At 67.5% G+C, this 24246-nt stretch carries 21 protein-coding genes; 11 read left to right on the top strand and 10 right to left on the bottom strand.

Annotated elements, in window-relative coordinates:
- Window positions 1–40: 40 nt before the first annotated feature.
- The 3 genes from HWX36_RS31955 to HWX36_RS31945 all read right to left on the bottom strand — a co-directional run bounded on the left by HWX36_RS31955 (window position 41) and on the right by HWX36_RS31945 (window position 2705).
- Complete coding sequence (locus tag HWX36_RS31955; protein WP_175957831.1) at window positions 41–1372, bottom strand: HAMP domain-containing sensor histidine kinase; 1332 nt, start codon at window positions 1370–1372, stop codon at window positions 41–43.
- Between the two features lie 79 nt (window positions 1373–1451).
- A complete protein-coding gene (locus HWX36_RS31950) occupies window positions 1452–2129 on the bottom strand; it encodes a response regulator transcription factor (protein ID WP_244136583.1) in 678 nt (225 codons plus the stop codon).
- Between the two features lie 363 nt (window positions 2130–2492).
- The gene (locus HWX36_RS31945; RefSeq protein WP_175957813.1) at window positions 2493–2705 is read right to left on the bottom strand and encodes a hypothetical protein; all 213 of its coding nucleotides are present in this window, start codon (window positions 2703–2705) and stop codon (window positions 2493–2495) included.
- A gap of 275 nt (window positions 2706–2980) precedes the next feature.
- Between HWX36_RS31945 and HWX36_RS31940 the strand changes: the two genes are divergently transcribed.
- Window positions 2981–3286 carry a DUF4148 domain-containing protein gene (locus HWX36_RS31940; protein WP_175957812.1) on the top strand — a complete coding sequence of 102 codons (306 nt, stop codon included), beginning with the start codon at window positions 2981–2983 and terminating at the stop codon, window positions 3284–3286.
- Between the two features lie 307 nt (window positions 3287–3593).
- Here the strand turns inward: HWX36_RS31940 and HWX36_RS31935 are convergent, their stop codons facing one another.
- Both HWX36_RS31935 and HWX36_RS31930 read right to left on the bottom strand, forming a co-directional pair.
- Window positions 3594–4688 (bottom strand): potassium channel protein, encoded by a 1095-nt coding sequence (locus HWX36_RS31935; protein ID WP_175957811.1) that lies wholly within the window; start codon window positions 4686–4688, stop codon window positions 3594–3596.
- A gap of 85 nt (window positions 4689–4773) precedes the next feature.
- On the bottom strand, window positions 4774–6108 hold the full coding sequence (locus HWX36_RS31930; protein ID WP_175957810.1) for an FAD-binding oxidoreductase: 1335 nt from the start codon (window positions 6106–6108) through the stop codon (window positions 4774–4776).
- 224 nt (window positions 6109–6332) lie between these two features.
- Here HWX36_RS31930 and HWX36_RS31925 point away from each other — a divergent pair, with 224 nt between their 5' ends.
- Window positions 6333–7187, top strand: a complete 855-nt coding sequence (locus HWX36_RS31925) for a helix-turn-helix domain-containing protein (RefSeq protein ID WP_175957809.1) — start codon at window positions 6333–6335, stop codon at window positions 7185–7187.
- Between the two features lie 126 nt (window positions 7188–7313).
- Complete coding sequence (locus HWX36_RS31920; protein WP_175957808.1) at window positions 7314–8981, top strand: ATP-dependent helicase; 1668 nt, start codon at window positions 7314–7316, stop codon at window positions 8979–8981.
- A gap of 61 nt (window positions 8982–9042) precedes the next feature.
- Here HWX36_RS31920 and HWX36_RS31915 read toward each other — a convergent pair whose 3' ends face one another.
- Complete coding sequence (locus HWX36_RS31915) at window positions 9043–10602, bottom strand: methyl-accepting chemotaxis protein (RefSeq protein ID WP_175957807.1); 1560 nt, start codon at window positions 10600–10602, stop codon at window positions 9043–9045.
- A gap of 231 nt (window positions 10603–10833) precedes the next feature.
- Here HWX36_RS31915 and HWX36_RS31910 point away from each other — a divergent pair, with 231 nt between their 5' ends.
- Window positions 10834–12348 (top strand): MDR family MFS transporter, encoded by a 1515-nt coding sequence (locus HWX36_RS31910; RefSeq protein WP_175957806.1) that lies wholly within the window; start codon window positions 10834–10836, stop codon window positions 12346–12348.
- A 97-nt stretch (window positions 12349–12445) separates the two neighbouring features.
- Here the strand turns inward: HWX36_RS31910 and HWX36_RS31905 are convergent, their stop codons facing one another.
- Window positions 12446–13444, bottom strand: a complete 999-nt coding sequence (locus tag HWX36_RS31905) for a quinone oxidoreductase (protein ID WP_175957805.1) — start codon at window positions 13442–13444, stop codon at window positions 12446–12448.
- Between the two features lie 132 nt (window positions 13445–13576).
- Here HWX36_RS31905 and HWX36_RS31900 point away from each other — a divergent pair, with 132 nt between their 5' ends.
- Window positions 13577–14488, top strand: coding sequence for a LysR family transcriptional regulator (locus HWX36_RS31900; protein ID WP_175957804.1), 912 nt, complete (start codon window positions 13577–13579; stop codon window positions 14486–14488).
- Window positions 14489–14507: 19 nt separating this feature from the next.
- On the opposite strand, the gene HWX36_RS31895 is transcribed toward HWX36_RS31900, so the two are convergent.
- The gene (locus tag HWX36_RS31895; protein WP_175957803.1) at window positions 14508–15623 is read right to left on the bottom strand and encodes a porin; all 1116 of its coding nucleotides are present in this window, start codon (window positions 15621–15623) and stop codon (window positions 14508–14510) included.
- Between the two features lie 90 nt (window positions 15624–15713).
- The gene (locus tag HWX36_RS31890; protein ID WP_175957802.1) at window positions 15714–17078 is read right to left on the bottom strand and encodes an MFS transporter; all 1365 of its coding nucleotides are present in this window, start codon (window positions 17076–17078) and stop codon (window positions 15714–15716) included.
- A gap of 422 nt (window positions 17079–17500) precedes the next feature.
- Here HWX36_RS31890 and HWX36_RS31885 point away from each other — a divergent pair, with 422 nt between their 5' ends.
- The 6 genes from HWX36_RS31885 (at window position 17501) to HWX36_RS31860 (ending at window position 22366) form a co-directional block, all read left to right on the top strand.
- Window positions 17501–18520 carry an AraC family transcriptional regulator gene (locus HWX36_RS31885; protein ID WP_175957801.1) on the top strand — a complete coding sequence of 340 codons (1020 nt, stop codon included), beginning with the start codon at window positions 17501–17503 and terminating at the stop codon, window positions 18518–18520.
- A 97-nt stretch (window positions 18521–18617) separates the two neighbouring features.
- Window positions 18618–19181, top strand: coding sequence for a GNAT family N-acetyltransferase (locus tag HWX36_RS31880; protein ID WP_175957800.1), 564 nt, complete (start codon window positions 18618–18620; stop codon window positions 19179–19181).
- 9 nt (window positions 19182–19190) lie between these two features.
- Window positions 19191–20030, top strand: coding sequence for a MerR family transcriptional regulator (locus HWX36_RS31875; RefSeq protein WP_175957799.1), 840 nt, complete (start codon window positions 19191–19193; stop codon window positions 20028–20030).
- 123 nt (window positions 20031–20153) lie between these two features.
- Entirely contained in the window at window positions 20154–21134 is a 981-nt protein-coding gene (locus HWX36_RS31870) for a sulfonate ABC transporter substrate-binding protein (protein ID WP_175957798.1), read from the top strand.
- 525 nt (window positions 21135–21659) lie between these two features.
- On the top strand, window positions 21660–21863 hold the full coding sequence (locus tag HWX36_RS31865) for a cold-shock protein (protein ID WP_034185637.1): 204 nt from the start codon (window positions 21660–21662) through the stop codon (window positions 21861–21863).
- 278 nt (window positions 21864–22141) lie between these two features.
- A complete protein-coding gene (locus HWX36_RS31860; RefSeq protein ID WP_175957830.1) occupies window positions 22142–22366 on the top strand; it encodes a hypothetical protein in 225 nt (74 codons plus the stop codon).
- A gap of 360 nt (window positions 22367–22726) precedes the next feature.
- Here HWX36_RS31860 and HWX36_RS31855 read toward each other — a convergent pair whose 3' ends face one another.
- Complete coding sequence (locus HWX36_RS31855) at window positions 22727–24160, bottom strand: CoA transferase (protein WP_175957797.1); 1434 nt, start codon at window positions 24158–24160, stop codon at window positions 22727–22729.
- Window positions 24161–24246: the final 86 nt, after the last annotated feature.

Genomic DNA, 24246 nt, shown 5'->3' with positions numbered 1-24246 from the left:
CGGAAAACCGCACACACGAGCAATTGCATCCGGACAAACGTCATGCCAGCGACCTCGGCCAGCATTCGATCGTCACGCGCGTGCCGGGCTCGGCATTGCCGATGCGCAGCGTGAAGTCGTGCACGTTGACGACCGCCGACACGATGCTCAGGCCGAGCCCCGCCCCGGCGAGATGCCCGGTACGGCGGCTGCGGTAGCGATGCTGCAGCACGGCCTCGCGCTCGTTGGCCGCGATGCCCGGGCCGTTGTCGACCACGTCGATGCGCGGACCGCACGGCGTGTCATGCAGCTCCAGGCGCACGGTGTCGCCCGACGTCGTGTACTTGAGCGCGTTGTCGAGCAGGTTGGTGAGCGCCTCGAACAGCAGCGCGCGATCGCCATGGATCCGCGTGACGGGCCCGACGAGCACCACGAACTGGATCGAACGGCTGTCGGCGAGCGGCTCGAACAGTTGCCCGACGTCCGTGACGAGATCCTCCAGCGCCACCTCCGCGAACCCGCCGCGCCGCTGCAGCGAACCGATTTCGGCAATGCGCAGCATCGCGCGAAAGCGGCTGAGCAGCACGTCGGTCTCGTTGCGCGCCCGCGCGACGAGGCTCGCCAGCGCCGCATCGTCGAGCCCGTCCGCGCGCTCCGCCGCGTGCGCGAGCAGCGTGTGCACGTGCGCGAGCGGTGTCCGCAGGTCGTGCGCGATGCCGTCGCAGACGCCCTTCACTTCATTCATCAGGCGCTCGACTTCCTCGAGCATGTGATTGACGAGATGCGACAGCAGGTCGATCTCGTCGTGCCCGCCGATCGGCAGCCGCTGCCCGAGGTCGCCCTGCGCGATGCGCTGCGTGATGCGCCGAACTTCCTTCAGGCGCTGCATCTGCCGGACGCTGAGGATCAACCCGCCGACGACGCCCGCGGCAAGGCAGAACAACCCGCCGCCGACGAGCGCCTGGATGATCGCCGCGCGGATCCTCAGGATGTGCGTGAGGTCGCGCCCAAGCACCAGAATGTCGCCGTTGGCGCGCCGCTCCGCCATCGTGCGGACGACCGGCGGCACCTGGTCGCCCGCGATCGTCATCGTGTGATCGAGCGTCACGCCGTTGCGGTTCGGCTGGAGGCCGGCCGGCAGCGCCAGCACGTCGCCCGCGATGTGCTTGCCGTCCGCGGTGAAGAGCCCGTAATAGTTGGTGTGCATCCGCTCGCGCTCGATCCGGTGCTGAATGGCGGCAGGAAGCTGGTCCTCCTGGATCGAATCGAAGTAGATCATCTGCCAGTCGATCACCACATCGGTTTCGCGCTCCATGTCGTGCGTGATCACCGATGCGATGTAGCCGAGCAGCAACATCACCGAGATGGAAAACGTCACGGCGTAGACGGACACGAGCCGGAACGTGCTGGAGTACCAGCGCCGCTTGGGCGCCGGCTGGACGTGATGCGTGGAGGACGTCAAGGCAGCGGGCTCAACCAAGGATGTAACCGGCACCGCGTACCGTCTGGATCATCTGTTTCGCATCGGGCGGATCGATCTTCTTGCGCAGCCGGCCCATGTGCACTTCGATCAGGTTGGTGCCGGGATCGAAGTGATAGCCCCATACGGCCTCGAACAGCATCGTGCGCGTGATGGTCTGCCCGGCATTGCGCATCATGTATTCGAGCACGCGGTACTCGGTCGGCAACAGCGCGATTTCCTCGCCGTCGCGAAACACCTTGCGCGAGATCAGGTCGAGCCTGAGCGGCCCGACGGTCAGGCTCGTGTCGAACTGCTCCGGCGCCGTCTGGCTCCGGCGCAACAGCACTTCGAGGCGCGCGGCCATTTCCTCGGGATCGAACGGTTTGGTCAGGTAGTCGTCGCCGCCCGCGCGCAAGCCGCGAACGCGTTCGTCGACATCGCCGAGCGCACTCAGCATCAGCACCGGGGTGCGCACGCCGACGCTGCGCATCGTGGTCAGGATCGTGAGGCCGTCGACGACCGGCAGCATCCGGTCGAGCGTGATCACGTCGAATTCGTTGCCGAGCGCGCGGGCCATGCCGTCGCGCCCGTTCGCCACCCATTCGACCGTGAAACCGCGACCTGTCAGTTCTCTGACGATTTCATTCGCGGTGATTTCGTCATCTTCGATCGTGAGGACGTGCGCCACGGCCGCACCGTCGCGGGACAGCTTGTTGGGCAGGACCGGCTGGTTACCCGGGGAAACTGATAATGCCATATACGATTCTCGTCTTCATCGAAGGGACGCATGCGCTTCGACTCCCGATGGCCGAACGCGCTCGGATGGAGACTACACGCGCGCGCGTAAATCGTGCACGTCGACTTCATGAAGAAAATTTCATATACGGCGAGATCGCGGCCCGGCCGTTGCCGGCACCGGCCGGCCAGGCGCGCGATGACGCGGGACGCCGGGAACCGGCCGGCATCCGGAAAATTGCGACACCATGCCGCACCATCATTGGCGAGCGCGGGCCACCGGCGGTCGTGGCCGGGCGCGTCGCGATGCATGCAATCAGCCGCGCGGCGGCGACCCGTCCGGCTTGCCGGCCACCCGCTGCGATGCGACGGCATGCGCGGCGTCCTCCGCACGATGCAGGCGCTCGACCTTCGTCTGCGCGAGCGTCGCGTCGGCAATCGCGAGCCCCGTTCCCTGCACCTTCGCGAACGCCAGCACCGGCGAGCACACCAGCGCGACGAGCGCGGCCATCCTGACGGTCGTTTTCATGCCTTTCCTCCTGCGGGCCGCGCCGTGCGCAGCGTCGATTGATCACCGGCTCGACGATACGCACGAGCCGCTAACCGTTCGACAGCGCGCACATGAAGGTTTCTTTAACGTCCGACGCACGCGATGAAGGCGGCCTCGACACGCACCGCCCCGGATAAAACTTGTTTCATCTTCGCGCTGCCGTTTCGATAGTCCGCCGCCCCTAACCTTCGTCGGGCAGTCGACGTTGGCATCCCACCGTACGGCCTGTTCCCAACGCTTCCCAGGAGTCGAAGATGAATCATCCCGCCCGTTACCTCGCCTGTGCCGCGCTGCTCGTGCTGAGCGTCTCCGCGCACGCCGCGCCGAAGCTCACGTCGGCGCAATGCAACGACTATCCGTTCGTGCACACGAAAGGCCCGGTCTCCCATCGGCAACTGGTCAACGAGCTGAACGAGCTGGAGTCCGTCGGCTACAACCCGGCGTCGGGCGACGAAAGCAGCTATCCGGACGATATCGATACGGCGCAGGCGCGCCTGATGCAGAAATATCAGAAGGATTGCGCGGGCGCCGCCAACACGGTCGCGTCGAACGGCAACTGAAGCGCCAGCGGCAACCGATCTCCGAGTTTGCGCGCTTGCCTTACGGCTGCGCGCTTTTTTTCGTCATCCGAACGGATTCGCCATCATGCGCGCAGACGGCACGACGCTTCCGGAGAGACGCGGCCCGTTCGACATCACGCGCTCATGCGCGGCGACGAACGCGAAACGAGCGCCGATCGGAGATGGATCGACATGGCCTGATGCCGCCCGCCACGCCTGCATGGCGCCTGCACGATGAAAGCAGGTCGACGATGCGTCAACGACCCGCCGCGCGAATCATTTGCTTGTTCTATAAATTCGAACCCCGTCACACATCCGGATCCGGAATCCTTGCCGACTGGATCACGACCAGCGTATCCCCCGCCTCGATCCTGCACGGCGGATCCTCATAGAACGAAAAGATCTTCCCGCACCGGTCGAGCCCGACGACGATCGCGCCCGGCACGACGTTCGTCATGCAACCGATCTCGCTTGGCATCGCCTCGCGCTCCAGCAGCGTCGCGCGCCCGCGCGTCGACAGCATGTCGTTCACGAACGGCACGATATAGCGGCTGTGCACCGCATCCGCGAGCAGCAGCGCGCCGATCTTCGTCGACGACACGATCACGTCGGCGCCCGCCTGCCGCAGTTGCCGCTGGTACAGGTTCTCCTGGATCCGCACGACGATCTTCGTATCGGGCGCGATGCTGCGCACCGACAGCGTCAGCAGGATCGCGGTCGGATCGTCGGTCACCGAAATGATCACGGCCTTCGCTTCACGCACCTGCGCCTGCTGCAGCAGGTCCTCGTGCGCGGGATCGCCGAGCAATCCCGCCACGCCGAGCGACGTCGCGGCCTCGATCGCCTGCTGCTGCGAATCGATCACGATGAGCGTCGCCGGATCGACGCCGCTCTCGAGCAGCTCGCGCACGGCGATCGAACCCGACAGGCCATAACCGCAGACGACGATGTGATCGGACAATTGCTTCTGCAGGCGTTTCATGCGGAATTCCTCGACGACGCGCTGGATCACGAACTGATACGCCGTGCCCAGGAAAATGAACCAGATGACGATGCGGATCGGCACGATGAAGAACGCATCGATGAGACGCGCCCGTGCGGTGACGGGCACGATGTCGCCGTAGCCGACCGTCGCGACGGTCACCATCGTGAAGTACACGAGATCGGCGACGGTCATCGGCGTGCTCTTGGTCGAATCGCGCAGGCCGTCCCGATCGAGATACAGCACGAGGAACGCGAGCACGCACAACAGCACGACCGCACCGACACGAAACAGCAGCGTGCGCCGCGGCGACGTCGCGGGACGGGTGAACAGCATGCGTGCACGCGGCGCCTGCCACGGGTTGCGGGCGCGACGCAGGCGTGAGCGCAACGAACGGCGCTTGGCGGAAGGCGTTGCCAACGGGGGAATCTCCTGGAGGATGCGGGCTCGATTCTACGACGGGAAGACGGCGATCCGGCCCGACATCATTGCATCGATTCGACCGTTACAGCATGCTGCGCGGCCGCACCATCGTCCCGTCGACGAAACGCTGCGCACGAAACGCCGACAGGTCGAGCGACGGCGCGCCCGTGTCGATCCATTCGGCGAGCAGCCGGCCGACGATCGGCCCCATCGCGAAGCCGTGACCGCAGAACCCCGTCGCGATCGCGAGCCCCGACGGCGTGCCCGGCGCATCGATCACCGGAATGCCGTCGGGCAGCACGTCGATCAGGCCGGCCCACGACTCGACGATCTGCGCATCCTTCAGCGCGGGGAAGATCGCCTTGAGCTTCGCGAGCGCGCGCGGCGCATGCGCGCGATTCGGCCGTGGCTGCGGATCGCGCGGCTCGATCGGTCCGGTCGCACCGTTGATGCGGGCAAGCGCATCCCGCCAGGCAGCCCCGTTCACATGCAGCCGGAATTTGTCGCGCTGCGACCAGAATGCCGGCCAGAACAGGCTCAACCCGCGCAGGTGGCCGAGCGTCAGGTCGACGTCGACCTGCATGTCGTCGGCGAGATTGATCGCACCGTTCTTGCGCTGCCGGATGCCGAGGCCGTGGCCCCACACCGTCGACGCAGACACCGGCGGCACCACATTGGTGCGCATGCACGTGCCGCGTACCGCCTGTTGCGGCAGCCGGATGCCGACGCCGTCGAGCAACCTGAAGCTGGTCGCGCCGGCCGCGCAGATCACGCGCCGCGTGCGGATCGTGCCGCGCTCGGTCACGACGCCGGCCACCGCACCGCCGGCTGTCTCGATGGCGCTCACGCCGCAGCCTTCGAAGAAGCGCGCGCCCGCGTCGACGGCACGCGCGGCGAACGCGGCGGCCACGCGGCGCGGCTCGGCTTGCCCGTCGGTCGCGGTGTACAGCCCGCCGAGCGTGCGCGCCTGCGGCGAAAGGCCGCTGACGCGCTCGTCGATCTGCGCGCGCGTCAGCGTGCGCGTGTCGAGCCCGTGCTCGCGCGCGACGGCGAGCCACGCGTTGAACGACGCCCAGTCCGTTTCGTTGTCCGCAATATAGAGACAGCCGCCCTGCCGCCATTCGAGATCGAAACCGAGGGTTTCCTCTAACCCTTCCCAGATCCGCATGCCGGCCATCATCAGCGGCACCTCGGCCGCTTCGCGCCCCTGCTGCCGCACGAAGCCCCACGCGCGCGTCGACTGCTGTCCGGCGATGCGCGACTTGTCGAGCACGACGGCCTTCAGGCCGCGCAGGCCCAGGTAATACGCGGCTGCGCAGCCCATGATGCCGGCGCCGGCGATCACGATATCGGCGTCGGTCGGGAATGGTGTGCCGGCGAGGGTCAGTGCATCGTGCAGCGGATAGGTTGTCGTCATTGCTTCCTGTCAGGCGTTAATACGTCCGGATACGGACGTTGGTGGTAACGTCGTGACACACCTTTCACACAAACGCACCTTTCACGACGCTGAATAACGACCATTTTGCGGTAAAGTTATCTTTTCCGCGCGTGGCCGGTCGGCTCGCCCCTGGACGTCATGAAGACTGTCCGTCGAGACTGCCGCAAGGCGTCGTTCTGAACGTCACGATCCGTTCCCGTAGCATGACCACTGAAGCAATCACCACGGATTCCCTCGCGGTTGCCGAGCGCGTGCGCGAGCTGATGACCCGCAACGGCATCGGCAAGCGCCAGCAGACCACCGAGCTGTGCCGCATCCTCGACCTGAGTTTCTCGCAAGGCCACCGCAAACTGCGCGGCAGCAGCCCCTGGACGCTCGCGCAAATCAAGAAAGTCGCCGAAGCGTACGGCGAACCCGCCGCTCAGCTGTTCGGCGCCCAAACGCTCGACCCCGGCATGGTCGGCGCCTATTCGCAGGAAGCCTTACTTTACGCGGGCGTCGCCGAAATTCCGTGCACCGCATGGATCGGCGCGCCGCTCGAAGCCGGCGCGCGCCCCGAATTCGTCGCGTATGAACAAAACGGCCGCTGGCGCGTGCTGCGCCACACCGGCGTGCTGTACCAGAACGCGTACGACGTGCACAAGATCGAGATCTATCCGCGCCGCGCGGAGAGCGACAAGCTCGTCGTCGCGGTGATCGACCCCGATCGCGTCAGCGCGACCGAGCTGTGCCGCTATCTCGAACGGCAGGGTTTCGCGACGGCCTCGTTCGACGGCCTCGCGCCGTTCGTCGACGCGCTGCAGGGCCAGGCCTTCGATGCGGTGCTCACCGAATGGCTGTTCGACGACGGCACGGCCGCGACCGCGATCAAGGCCGTGCGCACGTCCGACAACCCGGGCGCGCCGATTTTCGTGCTGACGGGCGACCTGCTCACCGGCCGCGCGAGCGAAGCCGACATCAGCGAAGTGATCCGCGCGTTCGACGTCGTCTGCTACGAAAAGCCGGCGCGCATGGCGATCCTCAGCGCGGATCTCGCGAAACGGCTCGCACGCGGGTAACCCCCCCGGCCCGCTCCTCCTCCGGACGGCCGACGCCCGCGCGGCACGGCGGTCGTGAACAGGTGCATAGCTCAGTACAATAGCCGCACCCGTTCACGCCCACGCCGGCATCCGCCGCTCGACGCCATGGCCCGCCTCATTCCCGACGAGTGGAAAAGCCTCGCCGCGACCGGCGCGGCCGAACGCGAGCGCGAAACGCTCGCCGCGCTCGAACACGCGCTGCCCGACAGCTACACCGTGTATCACGGCGTGCACTGGACGCGCGCCGACCAGGCGTTCTCGGTATTCGGCGAGGCCGCGTTCGTCGTCGTGAGCCCGGCCGGCCGCGCGCTGCTGATCGAGCAGAAAGCCGGCTTCCTGCGCGAAACGCCGAAGGGCCTCGTGAAGGTCTACCTGCAGAAGGAACGCAATGTTCCGATCCAGCTTGCGCGCACGCAAGAGACGCTGCACCGGCGCCTGACGGCCGCGCTCGGCGCAGGCGTCTACGGCGTCGAGGCGCTGCTGTACTGCCCCGACTACTCGATCCGCGACGCGTCGATCGCCGGCGTCGCGGCCGACCGCATCGTCGATGCATCGCGCAAGGCGCAGCTCGCGCAGGTGATCCTGCGGATCCTGCCCGAGGACGACGAACACTTCCCGAACGCGCCGAAGCTCCATCATTTCCTCGCGGACGAGCTCGCGCTCACGCCCGACACGAGCGCGCTCGTCGGGCAGGCCGGCACGCTCGTCACGCGGCTGTCGGGCGGGCTCGCCACGTGGGCGCGCCAGCTCGAATTCGCGCCGTTCCGGCTGCGCGTCACCGGCACGGCCGGCTCGGGCAAGACGCAGCTCGCGGTGCAGGCGATGCGCGATGCGGTCGCGGCCGGCAAGCGCGTGCTCTACGTGTGCTTCAACCGGCCGCTCGCCGACTACATCGCGCGCATCGCGCCGCCCGGCGCGAAGATCGCGAACTACCACCAGCTGTGCGACTGGGTCGCGCGCGACGGCGGCTATACGCCCGACTTCCAGGTACCCGGCGAATTCGAGCGGCTCGAGGCGCGCTTCGCGGAAACGCCCATTCCCGAGCACTGGCGTTTCGACGTGCTGGTCGTCGACGAAGGCCAGGATTTCCATACGCCGTGGGCGGCCGCCCTGGAGCGCTTGCTGGCGCCGGATGGCGCATGGTGGTGGCTGGAAGATCCGCTGCAGAACCTGTACATGCGCGAGCCCGTCGCCCTGCCGGGCTGGGTCACGCTGAAGGCGCTCACGAACTACCGGAGCCCGCGCGACCTGCTCGAATTCGTGCGCGACATCGTCGGCCGGGTCGAGCCGCTTGCGGCCGAGCTGCGCTCGGGCAGCCCGTTCGACGGTTCGGATCCGTCGGTGTCGTCGTACGGGGAAGAAGGCGCGTCGGCAGACGCGTTGGCCGACGCCTGCATCGATGCGACCAAGCGGGCGATCACGCACGCGCTGTCGCTCGGCTTCCGCAAGCAGGACATCGCGGTGCTGTCGTATCGCGGCCGTGAAGGCTCGGTGCTCGCGCCGCTCGACCAGCTCGGCCCGCACCGGCTCAAGAGCTTCACCGGCAAGTACGACCTGTTCGGCAACCCGGAGTATCGCGAAGGCGACGTGCTGCTCGATTCGATCTACCGCTTCAAGGGCCAGTCGGCGCCGTGCGTGATCCTCACCGAGGTCGACTTCGACACGCTCGACGCGCGTGCCGCGCGCAAGCTGTTCGTCGGCGCGACGCGTGCGACGATGAAGCTGCTGATCGTCGCGTCGTCGCGCGCGGCCGCGCAACTCGCGGCCGTCTGATGTAACGGGCGGGCGGACGGCAGGCGGGCAAGCGCCCGCCCCGCCGCCGCACGCGGGTCGATCAGGCTACGCGGAACGCGCCTACCGCGCGACGCAGCCCGTCAGCCTGCTCTTCCAGTGATGCGGCAGCCGCCGCGGCCTGCTCGACGAGCGCCGCGTTCTGCTGCGACACCTGGTCCATCTGCGACACCGCGCGGTTCACCTGCTCGATCCCGTCGCGCTGCTCGTTCGACGCAGCCGCGATCTCCGTCATGATGCCCGTCACGCGACCGATCGCCTGCTGGATGTCCTGCATCGTCGCGCCGGCCACGCCGACGAGCCGCGAACCGTTCGCGACGCGCTCGACCGATTCGCCGATCAGCGTGCGGATTTCCTTCGCCGCCGACGCCGAGCGTTGCGCGAGCGTGCGCACCTCGCCCGCGACCACCGCGAAGCCGCGGCCCTGCTCGCCCGCGCGCGCGGCTTCGACTGCCGCATTCAGCGCGAGGATGTTGGTCTGGAACGCGATGCCTTCGATCGTGCCGATGATGTCGGCGACCTTCTGCGAGCTCTGGTCGATCTCGTTCATCGTGCCGATCACCTCGCCGACAACCGTCGCGCCACGCGTGGCGATCTCGCTCGCGGTATCCGCGCAGGCCTGCGCCTCCACCGCATTGTCCGCGTTCTGCTTCACGGTCGCGGTGAGCTGCTCCATGCTCGCGGCCGTCTCCTGCAGCGCGGACGCCTGTTCCTCGGTGCGCTGCGACAGGTCGGTGTTGCCGGCCGCGATCTGGTGCGTCGCCGTCGAGATCGCTTCGGAACCCTGGCTGACCTGGCGCACGGTGTCCGCGAGACTGCGCTGCATGCCGGTCACGCCCTTGACCAGCTCGGCCATCTCGTCACGCGACGACCAGCGCACTTCCGACGTCAGGTCGCCTTCCGACAGGCGGCGGAAGTGCGACAGCAGGCGATTCACCGGCTGGGTGATCGCGTAATGCAGGCCGATCGCGCAGCCAAGGCACGCGGCCAGGCCGAACGCGATACCGGCAATCGCGCCCGCGCGCATCCAGCCGTAATAGGTCTGCGCGGTGTCGTACACGTCCTTGCCGCGCGCGACCTGGTACGCATCGAGCGCATCGGTCGCCTGCGTGAGCGCGACCGACAGCGGCGGCGCTACCGACATCAGCAGCCGGTCGGCCTCGTCGCGACGGCCGTCGCGGACCGCGTCGATCATCGGCTTCAGCGCCTGCCCGATCAGCGCCTGGCGCGCGGCGTCGAGGCGGCTCGCGAGCGGGCCTTCGTCGCCGTCGTGCGGCATCGACGCGTAGCCGCGCCAGGCGGTGTCGGCCTTCGCGAGATAGTTCTCGGCCTTCTTGACGAGATCGGGCACTTCCGGCGCTTCCGGATGCAGCAGCGCGCGATCGAGCGTCGTGCGCACGATCGTGAGGTTCAGGCTGGCCGCCGACAACGCGGTCTTCGCGGCCAGTTGCTGCGTATAAGCCTCGTCGAGCGCGCGGTTCGAGCTCTGCATGCCGGCGAGGCCGATCAGCCCCGACACGACGAGCAGCACGGCGACGAGACCGAGCGTGGAGAAGATCCGCGTACGGATCGAGAAACGGGAAAACAGGGCGTTCAGGTTCATGACGGGACGTGAGCGGTGAAAAGTGCCGCGGCAATCGCTCCGCAGCACTCTGGATTACGGTTTGCCTGCAAAAAACTTGAGTCCGGCCCCGCTTCTCGCCTGATCCCGGTCAATTTTTCGCGCCGGCAATCTTCCGTTACGGCTGCAACAGATCGAGGCTGAGCAGAAATTGACTAGTCAATCATCCATGGCTATAGTTCGACACAATTCCCTGCCATGGCAGATATCTCGATGACAACCGACACCCTCCTCACTCCGCCGGCCACCGAGACGGCCCGTCGCGACGCGCCGACCGGGCTGATCGTCGCCGCGCTGCTGCTCGTCATGCTGCTGTCCGCACTCGACCAGACGATCGTGTCGACCGCGCTGCCGACGATCGTCGGCGAGCTCGGCGGGCTCGACCAGTTGTCGTGGGTCGTCACCGCGTACCTGCTCTCCTCCACCGTCGTGCTGCCGCTGTACGGCAAGCTCGGCGACCTGTATGGCCGCAAGATCGTGCTGCAGGCCGCGATCGTGCTGTTCCTCGCGGGCTCCGCGCTGTGCGGCGTCGCGCAGGACATGACGCAGCTGATCGTGCTGCGCGCGCTGCAGGGGCTGGGTGGCGGCGGCCTGATGGTCGTCACGATGGCCGCGATCGGCGATCTGGTGCCGCCCGATCGCCGCGCGCGCTACCAGGGGATGTTCGGCGGCGTGTACGGCCTCGCGACGATCATCGGCCCGCTGCTCGGCGGCTTCCTGGTCGAGCACCTGTCGTGGCGCTGGATCTTCACGATCAACCTGCCGCTCGGCTTTCTCGCGCTCGCGGTGATCGGCGCCGCATTCCGGCCGCACACCGCGCACGTGAAGCACCGGATCGACTACATGGGCGCCGCGTTCCTCGCCACCGCCCTCACCTGCGTGATCCTGTTCACGAGCGAAGGCGGCTCGCTGCTGCCGTGGACGTCGCCGCAGCTGTGGATGACGCTCGTGCTCGGCGTCGTCGCGATCGGCGGCTTCATATATGAAGAGCGGCTCGCGGCCGAGCCGATCATGCCGCTCGACCTGTTCCGCCATCGCACTTTCGTGCTGGTCAGCCTGATCGGCTTCGTCGTCGGCATCGCGCTGTTCGGCTCGGTCACGTTCATCCCGCTCTACCTGCAGGTCGTGAAGGGCTCGACGCCGTCGCAAGCCGGGATGCAGCTGCTGCCGATGATGGGCGGCATGCTCGTGACGTCGATCGTCAGCGGCCGGCTGATCTCGCGGCTCGGCTCGTACCGGATGTTCCCGATCCTGGGCACGCTGACCGGCGGCATCGCGATGGCGCTGCTGTCGACGCTGACGCTCGACACGCCGCTGCACACGATGTACGCGTACATGGCGCTGCTCGGGATCGGGCTCGGCATGGTGATGCCCGTGCTCACGCTCGCCGTGCAGAACACGGTCGAATTCCGGCACATGGGCGTCGCAACGTCGGGCGCGACGCTGTTCCGCTCGATCGGCGGCTCGCTCGGCGTCGCGGCGTTCGGCGCGCTGTTTTCGCACGGGCTGCAGTCGCGGGTGATGGATGCGCTGCCGGCCGGCACGGAGCTGCCGTCCGCGCTCGGCCCGGCCGCCGTGCACCAGTTGCCGGATGCCGTGCGCGACGCGTACCTGCATGCGTTCGCCGGCTCGCTGCATGTCGTGTATCTCGCGGCGGCGACCGTCATCGCGATCGCGTTCGTGCTCGCGTGGTTCGTCGAGGATGCGCCGCTGCGCAAGCACAACTGATCGGGATGCGCGTCGCGCGGCGCCCGGCACCGGAAACGTGCTACGCCGCAGCCTTTGGGCCTTTGACGCGCCGTACCCCATCCGCAGCGGCCCGCCGTCACGGCACCAGCACGACCGCCCCCGTCGTCGCACGCGACTCCAGCAGCCGGTGCGCATCGGCCGCCTGTTCGAGCGGCAGCCGCGCGCCGATCTCCACGTGCATCCCGCCCGCCAGCCGCTCGAGCGTCGCGCGCGCGGCGTCGCGATACCCCGCGACGTCGCGCGCGATGAAGCCGAGCACACTCGGCCGCGCCAGCGCGATCGAGCGGGCCGGGCCGAGTTCGTCGAGATCGATCGTCTGCCGCGCGCCGATCGCGGCCACCTGCCCGATGCTCGCGACCATCCCGAACGGACGGACCGCGCCGAGCGTACGCGTCAGCACGTCGCCGCCGATCCCTTCGATCGCGTAGTCGACCCCCGCGCCACCGCCGAACGCGCGTGCCGCCACGACGAAATCCTCTTCGCGGTAATCGACGACCGCCTCGGCGCCGTGCTGGCGGGCGAGCGCGGCCTTCGCGGCCGACCCGGCCGTGCCGATCACCCGCGCGCCGAGCGCACGCGCCCATTGCGTCGCCAGCAGCCCGACGCCGCCGGCCGCCGCATGCACGAGCACCGTGTCGCCGGCGCCGACCTGACGGACGCGATGCAGCAGCATATAAACGGTGATCCCCTTCAGCAGCCCGGCCGCGGCGGCTTCGTCGCTCACCCCTTCGGGGATCGGCAACACGCGCTCGGCCGGCATCGTGCGCAGGCTCGCATAGCTGCCGGTCGGCATGCCCGCATACGCGACACGCTGGCCGAGGACGAGATCCGTCACGCCCGGCCCGACCGCGTCGATCACGCCGGCCGCTTCGACGCCAAGCGCGTCCGGTAGCGCGCGCAACGCATGTGCGCCCGTCCGGAAATAGATGTCGACGAAATTCACGCCGACCGCGGTCTGGCGAATCCGCACTTCGCCGGCACCGGGCGGCGCGACGGGCGCATCGACGCGGCGCAGCACGCCGGCGTCGCCGTAGCGGTCGATCCCGATCCGGATGGCGGTGGCAGTTTGGGTCATGACGTTCCTCGCAATCGAATTGAAGTGAAACCATCATCCCATCGTGCATAATCGATCGGAATTCCCGTTTCTCGCCCATTTACTGTGCAAAATTCGACCGATCGGGATCGCGTTCCCACGCCGGCGCTACCGATGAGCTGGGACGACATCCGTTATTTCCTCGCGGTGATGCGCGGCGGCAGCCTGTCGGCCGCCGCGCGGGCGCTGCAGGTCCAGCATTCGACGGTCGCGCGGCGCATCGACGCGCTGGAGTCCGCGCTCGGCATCCGGCTGTTCGACCGGCTGCCACGCGGCTGGCCGCCGACCGACGAAGGGTTGCACCTTGCCGAGCACGCGGCACGCCTCGAAACCGACGCGCATGCGTTCGCGCGCGCCGCCCAGGGCGCGGCGGCGCTCGACGGCGTGGTGCGCGTATCGGCGTCGCCGGTGTTCGCCAGCCACTTCCTCGCGCCGCGTCTCGCCCGCGCGCAGCGCGCGTGGCCGGCGCTGCGCATCGACCTGCTGGGCGAGATGCACGCGGCGAACCTGTACGCGCGCGAGGCCGATCTCGCGGTGCGGCTGTCGCGGCCGACCGAGCCGGGGCTCGCCGCGCGCCGGCTCGGCACGATGCGCTTCGCGCTGTGCGCGGCGCCGGAATGGGCGGACGCGCCGCCCGACACCTGGCCGTTCGTCGGCTATGACGACGCGCTCGCGCAAACGCCGCAGCAGCAATGGCTCGAACGCTTCGCGGCCGGGCGCCGCTTCGCGTTCGTCACCAACGACCTCGCCGCGCAGCATCGCGCGTGCGCGGCCGGTGCCGGCGTCGCGCTGCTGCCGAGGTTTCTCGTCGACGATTCGCTCGCCACGGGCGGTGCGGCTGGCACGGCGGGCGCGGCACCATCGCCCGCCCCGGCGCCGCTCGTCGAGCTGACGTCCGCGCCACGCTGTGACATCGAGCGCGAGATCTGGCTCGTCGTTCATCCGGACGTGCGCCGCTCGCCGCGCGTGCAGCGTGTCGCGGATGCGATCGCCGACGCGGTGCGCGCGGCGGACGGCCGGCTTTGACGCCACCGGCCCGCTCGCGTCAGAACCGCTGCTGCAGCCCGGCCATGATCCCCAACTGGTTACGCCCCGTATCGACCGTGCCGCCGGCGGCGACCGCCTTGGCGGCCGTCGCGCCGTTCAGCATGTAGCCAACCGACGTGTAGACGCGCGTCCGCTTGGACAGAAGATGGTTGGCACGCCCGACCAGCAGGGTCGCGTTCGCGCCGCGCGCAGGCCCGCGTTGCAGATAGCGCGTGCCTTGCGCGTCGAACGACAGCGCGGGGGTCGGCATATAGGTGACGCCGGCGAAGACGATGTCGGTCTGCCAATGAGCGGCCGCCGCGACGTGGTTCCGGATCCATCCCGCGCCGAGCTTCGCGCGCCCCATCACCGCGTAACCGGAGACGACGCCGTGCGCGCTCGCATGGGCGCTGCTGTCGAGCGGTGCCGCCGCGCCCGCTCCGCCGCGCTTCACGTCGTAGGACGCCGCGACGCCGAAGCGCGCCGCGTCGTAGGCAACCAGCGCCGTATATTGCCGGCACGCGAGCGGATTGCCCGGCACCTGCCCCGCGCAGCCGGTAGCCGAAGGCCCGGCCGGCCCGGCGGCGTCGCGGCCGAAACTGTAGGTGCCGCCGATCGTGAACCCGCGGAACTTGCCCAGGTAGCCGATCGCATTGTCGCTGCGCGCATTCGGCAGATAGGCGTCGAAGCCGCTCGGCGAATGAATCGACGGCCCGATCACGTCGGCGTTGGCAAGCGCGTAGGCCGTCATGTTCATTTGCCTGCCGAGCGTGAGCGTCCCCGCCTCTCCGCTCAACCCCACGTTCGCCTGCCGGCCGAACAGCCGCCCGCCGTGATTGAATCCGCCCGTACCGGGCTGGAAGCCGCTTTCCAGCACGAAGAACGCGCGATAGCCGCCGCCCAGGTCTTCGTCGCCCTTCACGCCCCATCTCGACGGCACTTCGCCGGTCAGGTGCGGGATGCCCGTCGCGGCTCCGCCCTTCGCCGCATGGTTGTAGTACGAAATACCGGTATCGACGATGCCGTACAGCGTCACGCCGCCTTGCGCATGCGCGACGGCCGATGTCGCCGCCAGCGCCGCCGTGAGTACGCTTGCCTTCACCCTCGCGTTCCACGCCCCAGAATCGATATGCATGACTGAATTTCCCGAAAAAACGACGCGCGCTGCGGTGCCGCGCGCGATCGGCCGCCGGCCTCGCGCCGGCGGGCTCCGCCAATGTGCCGCTCAGGATTGCCGGACGGCCGACGCCTGCCGTTCGCCGGCCGCAGCCGCCAGGCCGTGTTGCGAAGCCGAGCGCCGATGGTCGATCAGGCCGACCGCGGCGGCGGCCGCCAGCGCGGGCAGCCCGATCGCCATGAAGTTCTGTTCCAGCGGCAGATCGATGCCGACCAGCAGACCGATGACGATCGGCGCGAGGATCGCGCCGCAGCGGCCCACGCCCAGCGTCCAGCCGATGCCGGTGGAGCGGATCGCCATCGGATAGAACTGCCCCGCATACGCGCAATTGACGATCTGGGTGCCGATGGTCGACGCGCCCGCGAGGGCGACCAGCACGAACAGCAGCGCGGGCGGCATCGGATAGCCGAGCAGCGTGATCGATACCGCGGCGAGCAGATACATCGATACGAGCACCGTCTTGATCGGAAACCGATCGGCCAGCCAGCCGCCGCCGATCGCACCGGCCATCGCGCCGGCGTTCAGCACCAGCACGAAGGTCAATGCCGAGCCAAGGCTGTGGCCGGCGCTCGCCATCAGCCGGGTGAGCCATGAGCTGAGCGCATAGACCATGAACAGGCACATGAAGCAGGCGATCCAGAACATGATCGTGCTGAATCCGCGACCGTCGTCGAACAGCTGGCGAACCGGCGCGCCGCCCGCCTTGTCCTCGCGCGGGACGACATAACAGTCGCCCGGTTGCGGCCGGTACGCCGGATCGAGCCGGCGCGCGATGCGCGCGAGCTCGTCGGTCCTGCCGCGCCGGATCAGGAACGGCAGCGATTCCGGCATCCACTTCACGAGCAGCGGAACGAGCAGCACCGGCGCCCCCGCGGCGACGAACACGGACTGCCATCCGTACGCGTCGATCATCCCCTTGCCCATCACGGCCGCGAGCATGCCGCCGACCGAATAGCCGCTGAACATCAGCGTCACCAGCGTGCTGCGCATGCGGCGCGGCGCGTACTCGGTCATCTGGGCGATCACGTTCGGCATCACGCCGCCGATGCCGATGCCCGCCAGGAAGCGGGCCGCGCCGAACAGCGCGGGCGTCTGCGCCAGCCCGGCCGCCGCGGTAAAGACGCTGAACAGCGTCAGGCAGGCCGCGATGGCCCAGCGTCGCCCGATCCGGTCGGCTACCGTGCCGAACACGATGTTGCCGAACATCATGCCGAACAGCGCCGAGCTGACCATGAAGCCGGCCTGCGCCGGATTGACGCCCATCTCCTTCATGATCGCCGGCAGCGCGATGCCAGCCACGGCGAGGTCATAGCCGTCGAACACGATGATCAGCGCGCACCAGAACAGCACGACGCCGTGCAGCTTGCCCAGCCGCGCATCGTCGGAGAGCGCCTGCAGGTTGATTTGACGCATGGACTTCCTTCCTTTTTCCAGTGGGGATTCGGGCCTGGCGGAAGTGTTCACGTCACACGCATTCGAACCAATACGATCTCTGAGACAATCGATTTAGTAGATGTCCGAAATATTGTCGTGCAATGCGCCACTTTCCGTCCGGATGCCGGCGCAGTGTAGGAAGCCACAATGATTCTCACTATCCGGAATTTGCAGGCGGCCATGCGAACTCGATCCGCCTTTTTCCGCGCGCCGGGCGCTATCCGGATCTTTCCCCGCGACGAACGGGACTATCCGATTCTTGCAAAACTTTCGACAAGCCTGACAAAGATCAATATCATCGTTTCAGGATATCTCGCTCACAAGAGAAACCGATGTGGCACGACGCGCGTCCGCAACCAGCCGGGTGCGCCGCACGAAAACCGCCACACAGGAGACGCCCCATGCCCCTCGCCCCGAATGCGGAAGTGCTGTCCGCGCTGTATCGGAATTGCGTGTTCCGATCCGGATTGCGCATGGATGCGCACGAGCAGGTTTCCATGGAACTGGCCGAGCATGCGCTGCGCTGGAAACAGGGCGAGCCCGACGCAGCACTGTTCAAGGGGCAACTGAATCAGCTGACCGTCTACGCGCTGCAGTACGGCGCCGAAGTCGAGGTCGCCCCGCGCCCGTTCGACGGCTTTTCGCTCGTCCACACGTCGCTCGCGGGCGGCGCCGAAATCGAGTGCGACGGGCACGTGATGGGCGTATCCGCGGGGCGCACCGCCGTGCTGGCGCCGACGTCGCGGGTTCGCCTGCGCTGGCGGTCCGGCACGCGGCAACTGATCGTCAAGGTGCCGGATTCGCTGATGCGCGCGGTCTGCGGCCGCCGGCCCGACGACGCGGCGCCCGGCCTCGCGCCCGGCTTCCTGCTGCCGACGGCGCTGGCGTCGCAATGGGATCTGATCGCGCAGTCGCTGCTCAACGTGCTCGCCGTTGCCGACGACGGCGGCATCCGGGCCGAATGGCGCGACCACTTCGAACGAAGCCTCGCGCTCTTCCTGCTCGTGCATTGCCCGCCGTCGCCCGCCGCCGCGCAGGCCGGCGCGGCGCCGCCGGCGCGCGGTGCGCCGACGGAATCCGGATCGCGCGGCGGCATCCGGCAGATGGATGCGCTGCACGCATTCATCCATGCGCGGCTTTGCGCGCCGATCTCGCTCGAAGATCTCGCGCGGGCGGCCGGCGTCAGCCTGCGGACCCTGAACGTGCTGTGCCGGCGCTACCACGGCGCGACCCCGATGGAGCTGCTGCGCAACATCCGGCTGGACGCCGCGCGCGTGCAGTTGCTCAGCGACCCGACGGCCAGCATCACCGATACGGCGCTGACGTTCGGCTTCGGGCACCTCGGCCGCTTTTCCGCGTACTACTTCGCCCGCTTCGACGAGTTGCCGCGCGACACGCAGAAGCAGCGGCAGCCGAACTGAACGCCGCGCGCCGGGCGCACGGCCGCCGCTTTACGCGTCAGGCGATCGCCCGCATAGTATCGGCTTGCCCATACACTGCCCCTGCCGCACCGTCACCATGTCCGCCACGCCAGCCGCCTGCGTCGTTCGCGACGCGACCGACGCCGACCTCGATGCGATCCGCGCGATCTATGCGCACCACGTGCGCCACAGCGTCGCGTCGTTCGAGGAAACGCCGCCCGACGTCACCGAACTGCGCGCGCGGCGCGACGCCGTGCTGCGCCACGGGCTGCCGTACCTCGTCGCCGAATGCGACGGCCGCGTGGCCGGCTACGCGTACGCAACGCCGTACCGTGCACGCAGCGCGTACCGCTTCACGGTCGAGGATTCGATCTACATCGACGACACACAGCGCGGGCGCGGAATCGGCCGCGCGCTGCTCGCCGCGCTGATCGAACGCTGCGAGGCCGGCCCGTGGCGGCAGATGATCGCCGTGATCGCCGACGGCGGCACCGGCGGCTCGACGTCGCTGCATCGCGCGTTCGGCTTCGAGCCGGCCGGCATGCTGAAGGGGGTGGGTTTCAAGCACGGCCGCTGGATCGATACGGCGCTGCTGCAGCGCCCGCTCGGCGACGGCGCGAACACGCTCCCCGTCTCGCCCGAGCCTGTCACGTCGCGCTAGAATGATCGCATGTCAAAACAGACTCATTCCACCCCCGACGAGGCGGCGCCGGACGCCCGCAACGAGTACACGGTCGACGAACTCGCGCGCGTGTCCGACACGACCGTGCGCAACGTCCGCGCGTACCAGGATCGCGGCTTGCTCGCGCCGCCGGAAAAGCGCGGCCGCGTCGGCATCTACGACGACACGCACGTCGCGCGCCTGAAGCTGATCAACCACCTGCTCGCGCGCGGCTACACGCTGTCGAACATCCAGGACCTGATCAAGGCGATCGACGAAGGCCACGACCTGCGCTCGATCCTCGGCCTCGAAAACGCGATCGGCGGCCGCTGGTCGCACGAACTGCCGAAGACCTATTCGCTCGCCGCGCTCGCGCAGATGTTCGGCCCGCAGGCGACCACGCAACTGTCGCGCGTGACCGAACTCGGCCTGCTCGAACGGCGCGGACTGTCGTTCGTCGCAAAGAGCCCCGCCCTGCTCGAAGCAGCGGCCGCAATGACGAAGGAAGGCATCCCGCCGCGCGAGCTGCTCGACGTGATCAGCCTCGCGCGGCCGCATTTCGACGCGATCGCGCGGCTGCTCGTCGATCTCGTCGTGAAGCGGCTCGACCGCTACGACGCCGGCACGCTGCCGCCCGCCACCGACGTGCCCGAGCTGGTCGACGCGATCTGGCGCCTGCGTCCGCTCGCGGCCGTGTTCGTCGAAGGCGAGACGAACCGTGCGCTGGAAACCGCGGCGAGCGCGTATCTCGGCGGCCGGGTTGCGACGATCCTCGACAAGAAGCTCAGCGACGAGGCCGCGCGACAGTCCGGCACACCGGCCTCGAAAGACGACAGCGACGAAGCATAGGCGCGCCGCCGTCATATTGATATCGGCAATGCTTCGTTTGCGGGCGCGATCGCCCATGCGACGATTCTTCCAGCCGAGCGTCACCGCCGCTCGCCCGAAGACGTTTTGCATGGAGTCCGTTCGATGATTCGTTTCACCCGCTGGATCGCCCGCACCGCCGCCGTGACGCTCGTCACGCTGTCCGCCGCGTCGGCCTTCGCACAGGGCGGCGCCGACAAGGTCGTGCGCATCGGCTACCAGAAGGCCGGCCTGCTGTCGGCCATCAAGGCGCAAGGTTCGCTCGAAGCGCGGCTCAAGCCGCTCGGCTATGGCGTGCAGTGGTTCGAATTCCCGGCCGGCCCGCAACTGCTCGAGGCGCTGAACGCGAACAGCATCGACTTCGGCTATACCGGTGCACCGCCGCCCGTGTTCGCGCAGGCGGCCGGCGTGCAGTTCGTCTATGTCGGCGCGGAACCGCCGGCGCCGCACAACGAAGCCGTGGTCGTGAAGGCCGATTCGCCGATCCGTTCGGTCGCCGGCCTGCGCGGCAAGAAGGTCGCGCTGCAGAAGGGTTCGAGCGCGAACTACCTGCTGCTCGAAGCGCTGAAGAAGGCCGGCGTACGCTATGACGAAATCCGCCCCGTCTACCTTGCGCCGGCCGACGCGCGCGCCGCGTTCGAGAGCGGCAACGTCGATGCATGGGTCGTCTGGGATCCGTACTACGCGGCCGCGCAAGACACGCTGAAGGTGCGCACGCTGTCCGACTACACGGGCCTCGCGGCGACCCACAACTTCTACGAAGCAACACGGGATTTCGCGCAGCAGCATCCCGATGTGGTTGGCGCGATCCTGAAGCAGGCGCGCGAGACGGGTCTGTGGGTCAACACGCATCCGGCCGACACCGCCGCGCTGATCGCACCGAAGGTCGGCCTGCCGCAACCGCTCGTCGAGACGTGGATCAAGCGCGTCCCGTTTGGCGCGGTGCCGCTCGACGAAAAGATCGTCGCGGCACAGCAGGGTGTCGCCGATGCGTTTTACGCGGCGAAGCTGATTCCGCAGAGGCTGAGCGTGGCCGACAACGCATGGGTCGATAAAAGCGTGCAGAGTGCGCTCGCGGCGAAGTAGCGGGAACGCAGTGCGCAATTACCAAAAGGCCGACGGGCGCACGACTCGTCGGGCTTTTTTGTTCCTGCCGAATTTTCGGGAAACGCGGGACGAACTGTCGGCGTTCAGCCAAAGCGCGGGTAACGCTTTGACGTTTATCACGGACGACCGCGACGCGATTCCTGGCCGCAAGGTGGTTCGTGACTCAAATGGTTGTGTCGGATCTGGTTATGTGGCCACTGCGGGTCGTTCAGCGCCCCCTACCCCATCAGACCCTACTCAACCTGCGCGTCATGCCGGGTAGCACGCGCAGCCAGGCAAGGCCGCATCGCTTCATCCGCAAATCCGACCACCCGAAGAAACAGTTACAAAGTAACGATTGACGCCGGCACCGCCCAGCGGTTAATGTGTCGCCAGAAGTTCAAGAAGTCCGATTGCTGTTCATCAATTCATCGCTCCTCAGCGGTATTCGTTGTCCTCTCTCTCCTTGACGCTTCACGTGCTCTTTACTGAGCAAATCTCCTCATTTTTTCTCAAGGATTCTTCATGGATACCGGTATCGTCAAGTGGTTCAACGACAGCAAAGGCTTTGGCTTCATCACGCCCGACAACGGCGGCGACGACCTGTTCGCTCACTTCTCCGAAATTCGCGCCGACGGCTTCAAGACGCTGGCTGAAAATCAGAAGGTAAGCTTCGAAACGAAGCAAGGCCCGAAGGGTCTGCAAGCGGCCAACATCCAGCCGCTGTAAAGTTTGAAGAACCCGGCTTCCCGTCACGGACGCCGGGTTGCAGCGACACCCTCGCGGAGATTGCTCTCCCAAAGTTGGCGCGACTGCTCTTAGCTGCATCTGTTCATTCAGCAGCTCGCCGAGCGCCACACGCCTCGTTGCACTTCATTCCCCCTCTGGCTGCAAAGCCCTTTTTTCGCTTTACGACTGCTTCAGATTCGGCTCGCAATGGCTTTGAATCGGCGTACTCGTGCACCTTTCGCACGGCACGCGAGCACTCGAACATTATTAAAATTAAAATGCAAAACATCCGAATTCAACAGTACAACGGCTATGCCGTTCAATCCTCGGCGCATCGTTTGCCCGACGGTAGTTTTTCATCCAACCTGCTGCTTGAACGCGCCGATAGCACACGCGCCGAAGGCCGCTACCAGTTCTATTCGCTCGACTACTTCACGAGCGAGGAGCAGGCGTTGCAGCATTCGGCCCGCTGGGCACGCAACTGGGTCGACACGCGCGGTTAAAGGCAGCGCCTGGCCATCGATCCGGCGACGCGCGCAAGGTATAGCCTGCGCGCGCCCATTTGCTTCACTGGCCCGCCACCTTCTCCGCCGGCCGCGTTGACCACGATATCGAGGGTCTCGAACCGCTATATCCCGAACACGTTCCACCGGATCTCAGGCACGCCAAGGTCGGCAGCCAGGGCGCGGTGGGACGCGCATCGGGAAACACGCCGCCGATCGCTTCGGCGGCGCGTTCCAGCTTGTTCGCGCGCGGTCCGACGATGACGACATCCGCATCGTACTGAGCCAAATGCGTGGCCGTGGTCGGGTCGGCTCCCGCCCGCCGTCACGCACCGACACCAGCCGATTCATCGCACCGCTTCAAAGATCGCCGTTCGAAGACAACCACTCGGGTTCATACGCACCCAGTGCGCGCGCCGGATAAAACCAACGGAGCGGTGCACCGTCGATCCGCACGGGCGGAAGGAGCCGGGATGCCGGCCCCCACGACGTCGGTTCGACGTGTTCCGCGTGATCGCGTTGTCCTTCAGCGGCCAGTTCGATCACCTCGCTCATGGGCTCCGAGCGCAACTGCAAATCGGCCGCCGTACGCGCCAGCGACGCGCGGACCTCGATACCGACGCCCCCTTTCATGCGCGTCGTCAGCCCGCGAATGGCGGCCGTCGCCATCAGGTAACCCGTCGCATGGTCGATGGCCTGAACGGGCAGGTTCACCGGCGCATCGTTGCCCGTCACACGCATGCCAGCCTCGGCGATTCCCGTGCTCATTTGAATGAGGCTGTCGAAGCCACGCCGGCAGCGCCATTCACCGGTCCAGCCATAAGCGTCGAGCGACACGTCGATGAGCGCGGGATTCAGTTCGCGCCGATGCGCAGCATCGAGTCCGAGACGCGCCAGCGCATCGGCCCGATAGCCGTGCACGACGATATCGGCACTGCCGAGCAACTGCTTGAGCGTATCGAGATCCGCGGCATCCTTCAGGTTCAGCCGCGCACACCGCTTGCCGAGGACGACTTCCGGCACCGTGCCCGGTTCTTCCCAGCCGTACGGATCGATGCGCAGCACGTCGGCGCCCAGGCCCGCAAGAAACCGTGTCGCCACGGGGCCGGCGAGAATGCGCGTCAGGTCGAGCACGCGAATGCCTCGCAACGGCCGGTCTTTCGAAGGCCGCCAGTCATGCGCGACGGCATCGGTCGCGGCATGAACATGCAGCAGCGGTTCGGTTGCGACCGCCTTGCCCTGCGGATGCCCGGCCCACTCCTGCGCCGAGTACATCGCCGCCGCACACCCGCCGCGCTCGACGATCGCATCTTCAAGCGCACCGGCATCCCAGCGATTCACCGCCTGCGCGACCGACCGTGCATCGGCGGCGCACTCGAGCACCGACAAGGCAGCCAGGCGATGATGCGGCGCGTTGGTGTGCAACCGGATCCAGCGATCGCGCGCCCGATAGTTGCCGGCCACCGGATCCCATTGAGGCGGCATCGTCCAGCCCTGCGGACGCAGCGACGTGCCGAACCACAGCGACGCCATGCGCCGGTCGACCCGAACCGACGGCAACGTTCCGGTCGATGCATGCAGCAATTCGGCAACGGACATCCCTGCCGCGCCGATCGCCGCCGTGGCCATGTCGGTTACGCGAAATGCCGAGACCAGTTCTCCCGCGCCGCCGAAGCTGCACGACTCGAGGAACGCCTGGGCCCCACCCGCCGCCAGCCAGAACGCCCGTAGATGACGCGACACCCGATCCTCATCGGCCGCGGCCGGTTCCTTCGAGATTTGATCGACACGCATGTTCGCCTCGCATGAATTGGGTGAGGCAAAGATCGTCTCGCTCGCATTTGTTGTCAACGTTGATTATCCTGATCAACCTGTCGAAC

Origin of the sequence: Burkholderia sp. BCC0405, from assembly GCF_902833075.1 — a bacterium.
Lineage (GTDB): Bacteria > Pseudomonadota > Gammaproteobacteria > Burkholderiales > Burkholderiaceae > Burkholderia.
This window is presented reverse-complemented; position numbering and strand designations above follow the sequence as displayed.

What these genes read in the sequence shown, in the direction of transcription:
- HWX36_RS31945 (WP_175957813.1), bottom strand. Translation starts at nt 2,705, where the DNA reads ATGAAAACGACCGTCAGGATGGCCGCGCTCGTCGCGCTGGTGTGCTCG.
- HWX36_RS31940 (WP_175957812.1), top strand. Translation starts at nt 2,981, where the DNA reads ATGAATCATCCCGCCCGTTACCTCGCCTGTGCCGCGCTGCTCGTGCTG.
- HWX36_RS31930 (WP_175957810.1), bottom strand. Translation starts at nt 6,108, where the DNA reads ATGACGACAACCTATCCGCTGCACGATGCACTGACCCTCGCCGGCACA.
- HWX36_RS31925 (WP_175957809.1), top strand. Translation starts at nt 6,333, where the DNA reads ATGACCACTGAAGCAATCACCACGGATTCCCTCGCGGTTGCCGAGCGC.
- HWX36_RS31920 (WP_175957808.1), top strand. Translation starts at nt 7,314, where the DNA reads ATGGCCCGCCTCATTCCCGACGAGTGGAAAAGCCTCGCCGCGACCGGC.
- HWX36_RS31915 (WP_175957807.1), bottom strand. Translation starts at nt 10,602, where the DNA reads ATGAACCTGAACGCCCTGTTTTCCCGTTTCTCGATCCGTACGCGGATC.
- HWX36_RS31910 (WP_175957806.1), top strand. Translation starts at nt 10,834, where the DNA reads ATGACAACCGACACCCTCCTCACTCCGCCGGCCACCGAGACGGCCCGT.
- HWX36_RS31905 (WP_175957805.1), bottom strand. Translation starts at nt 13,444, where the DNA reads ATGACCCAAACTGCCACCGCCATCCGGATCGGGATCGACCGCTACGGC.
- HWX36_RS31900 (WP_175957804.1), top strand. Translation starts at nt 13,577, where the DNA reads ATGAGCTGGGACGACATCCGTTATTTCCTCGCGGTGATGCGCGGCGGC.
- HWX36_RS31895 (WP_175957803.1), bottom strand. Translation starts at nt 15,623, where the DNA reads ATGCATATCGATTCTGGGGCGTGGAACGCGAGGGTGAAGGCAAGCGTA.
- HWX36_RS31890 (WP_175957802.1), bottom strand. Translation starts at nt 17,078, where the DNA reads ATGCGTCAAATCAACCTGCAGGCGCTCTCCGACGATGCGCGGCTGGGC.
- HWX36_RS31885 (WP_175957801.1), top strand. Translation starts at nt 17,501, where the DNA reads ATGCCCCTCGCCCCGAATGCGGAAGTGCTGTCCGCGCTGTATCGGAAT.
- HWX36_RS31880 (WP_175957800.1), top strand. Translation starts at nt 18,618, where the DNA reads ATGTCCGCCACGCCAGCCGCCTGCGTCGTTCGCGACGCGACCGACGCC.
- HWX36_RS31875 (WP_175957799.1), top strand. Translation starts at nt 19,191, where the DNA reads ATGTCAAAACAGACTCATTCCACCCCCGACGAGGCGGCGCCGGACGCC.
- HWX36_RS31870 (WP_175957798.1), top strand. Translation starts at nt 20,154, where the DNA reads ATGATTCGTTTCACCCGCTGGATCGCCCGCACCGCCGCCGTGACGCTC.
- HWX36_RS31865 (WP_034185637.1), top strand. Translation starts at nt 21,660, where the DNA reads ATGGATACCGGTATCGTCAAGTGGTTCAACGACAGCAAAGGCTTTGGC.
- HWX36_RS31860 (WP_175957830.1), top strand. Translation starts at nt 22,142, where the DNA reads ATGCAAAACATCCGAATTCAACAGTACAACGGCTATGCCGTTCAATCC.
- HWX36_RS31855 (WP_175957797.1), bottom strand. Translation starts at nt 24,160, where the DNA reads ATGCGTGTCGATCAAATCTCGAAGGAACCGGCCGCGGCCGATGAGGAT.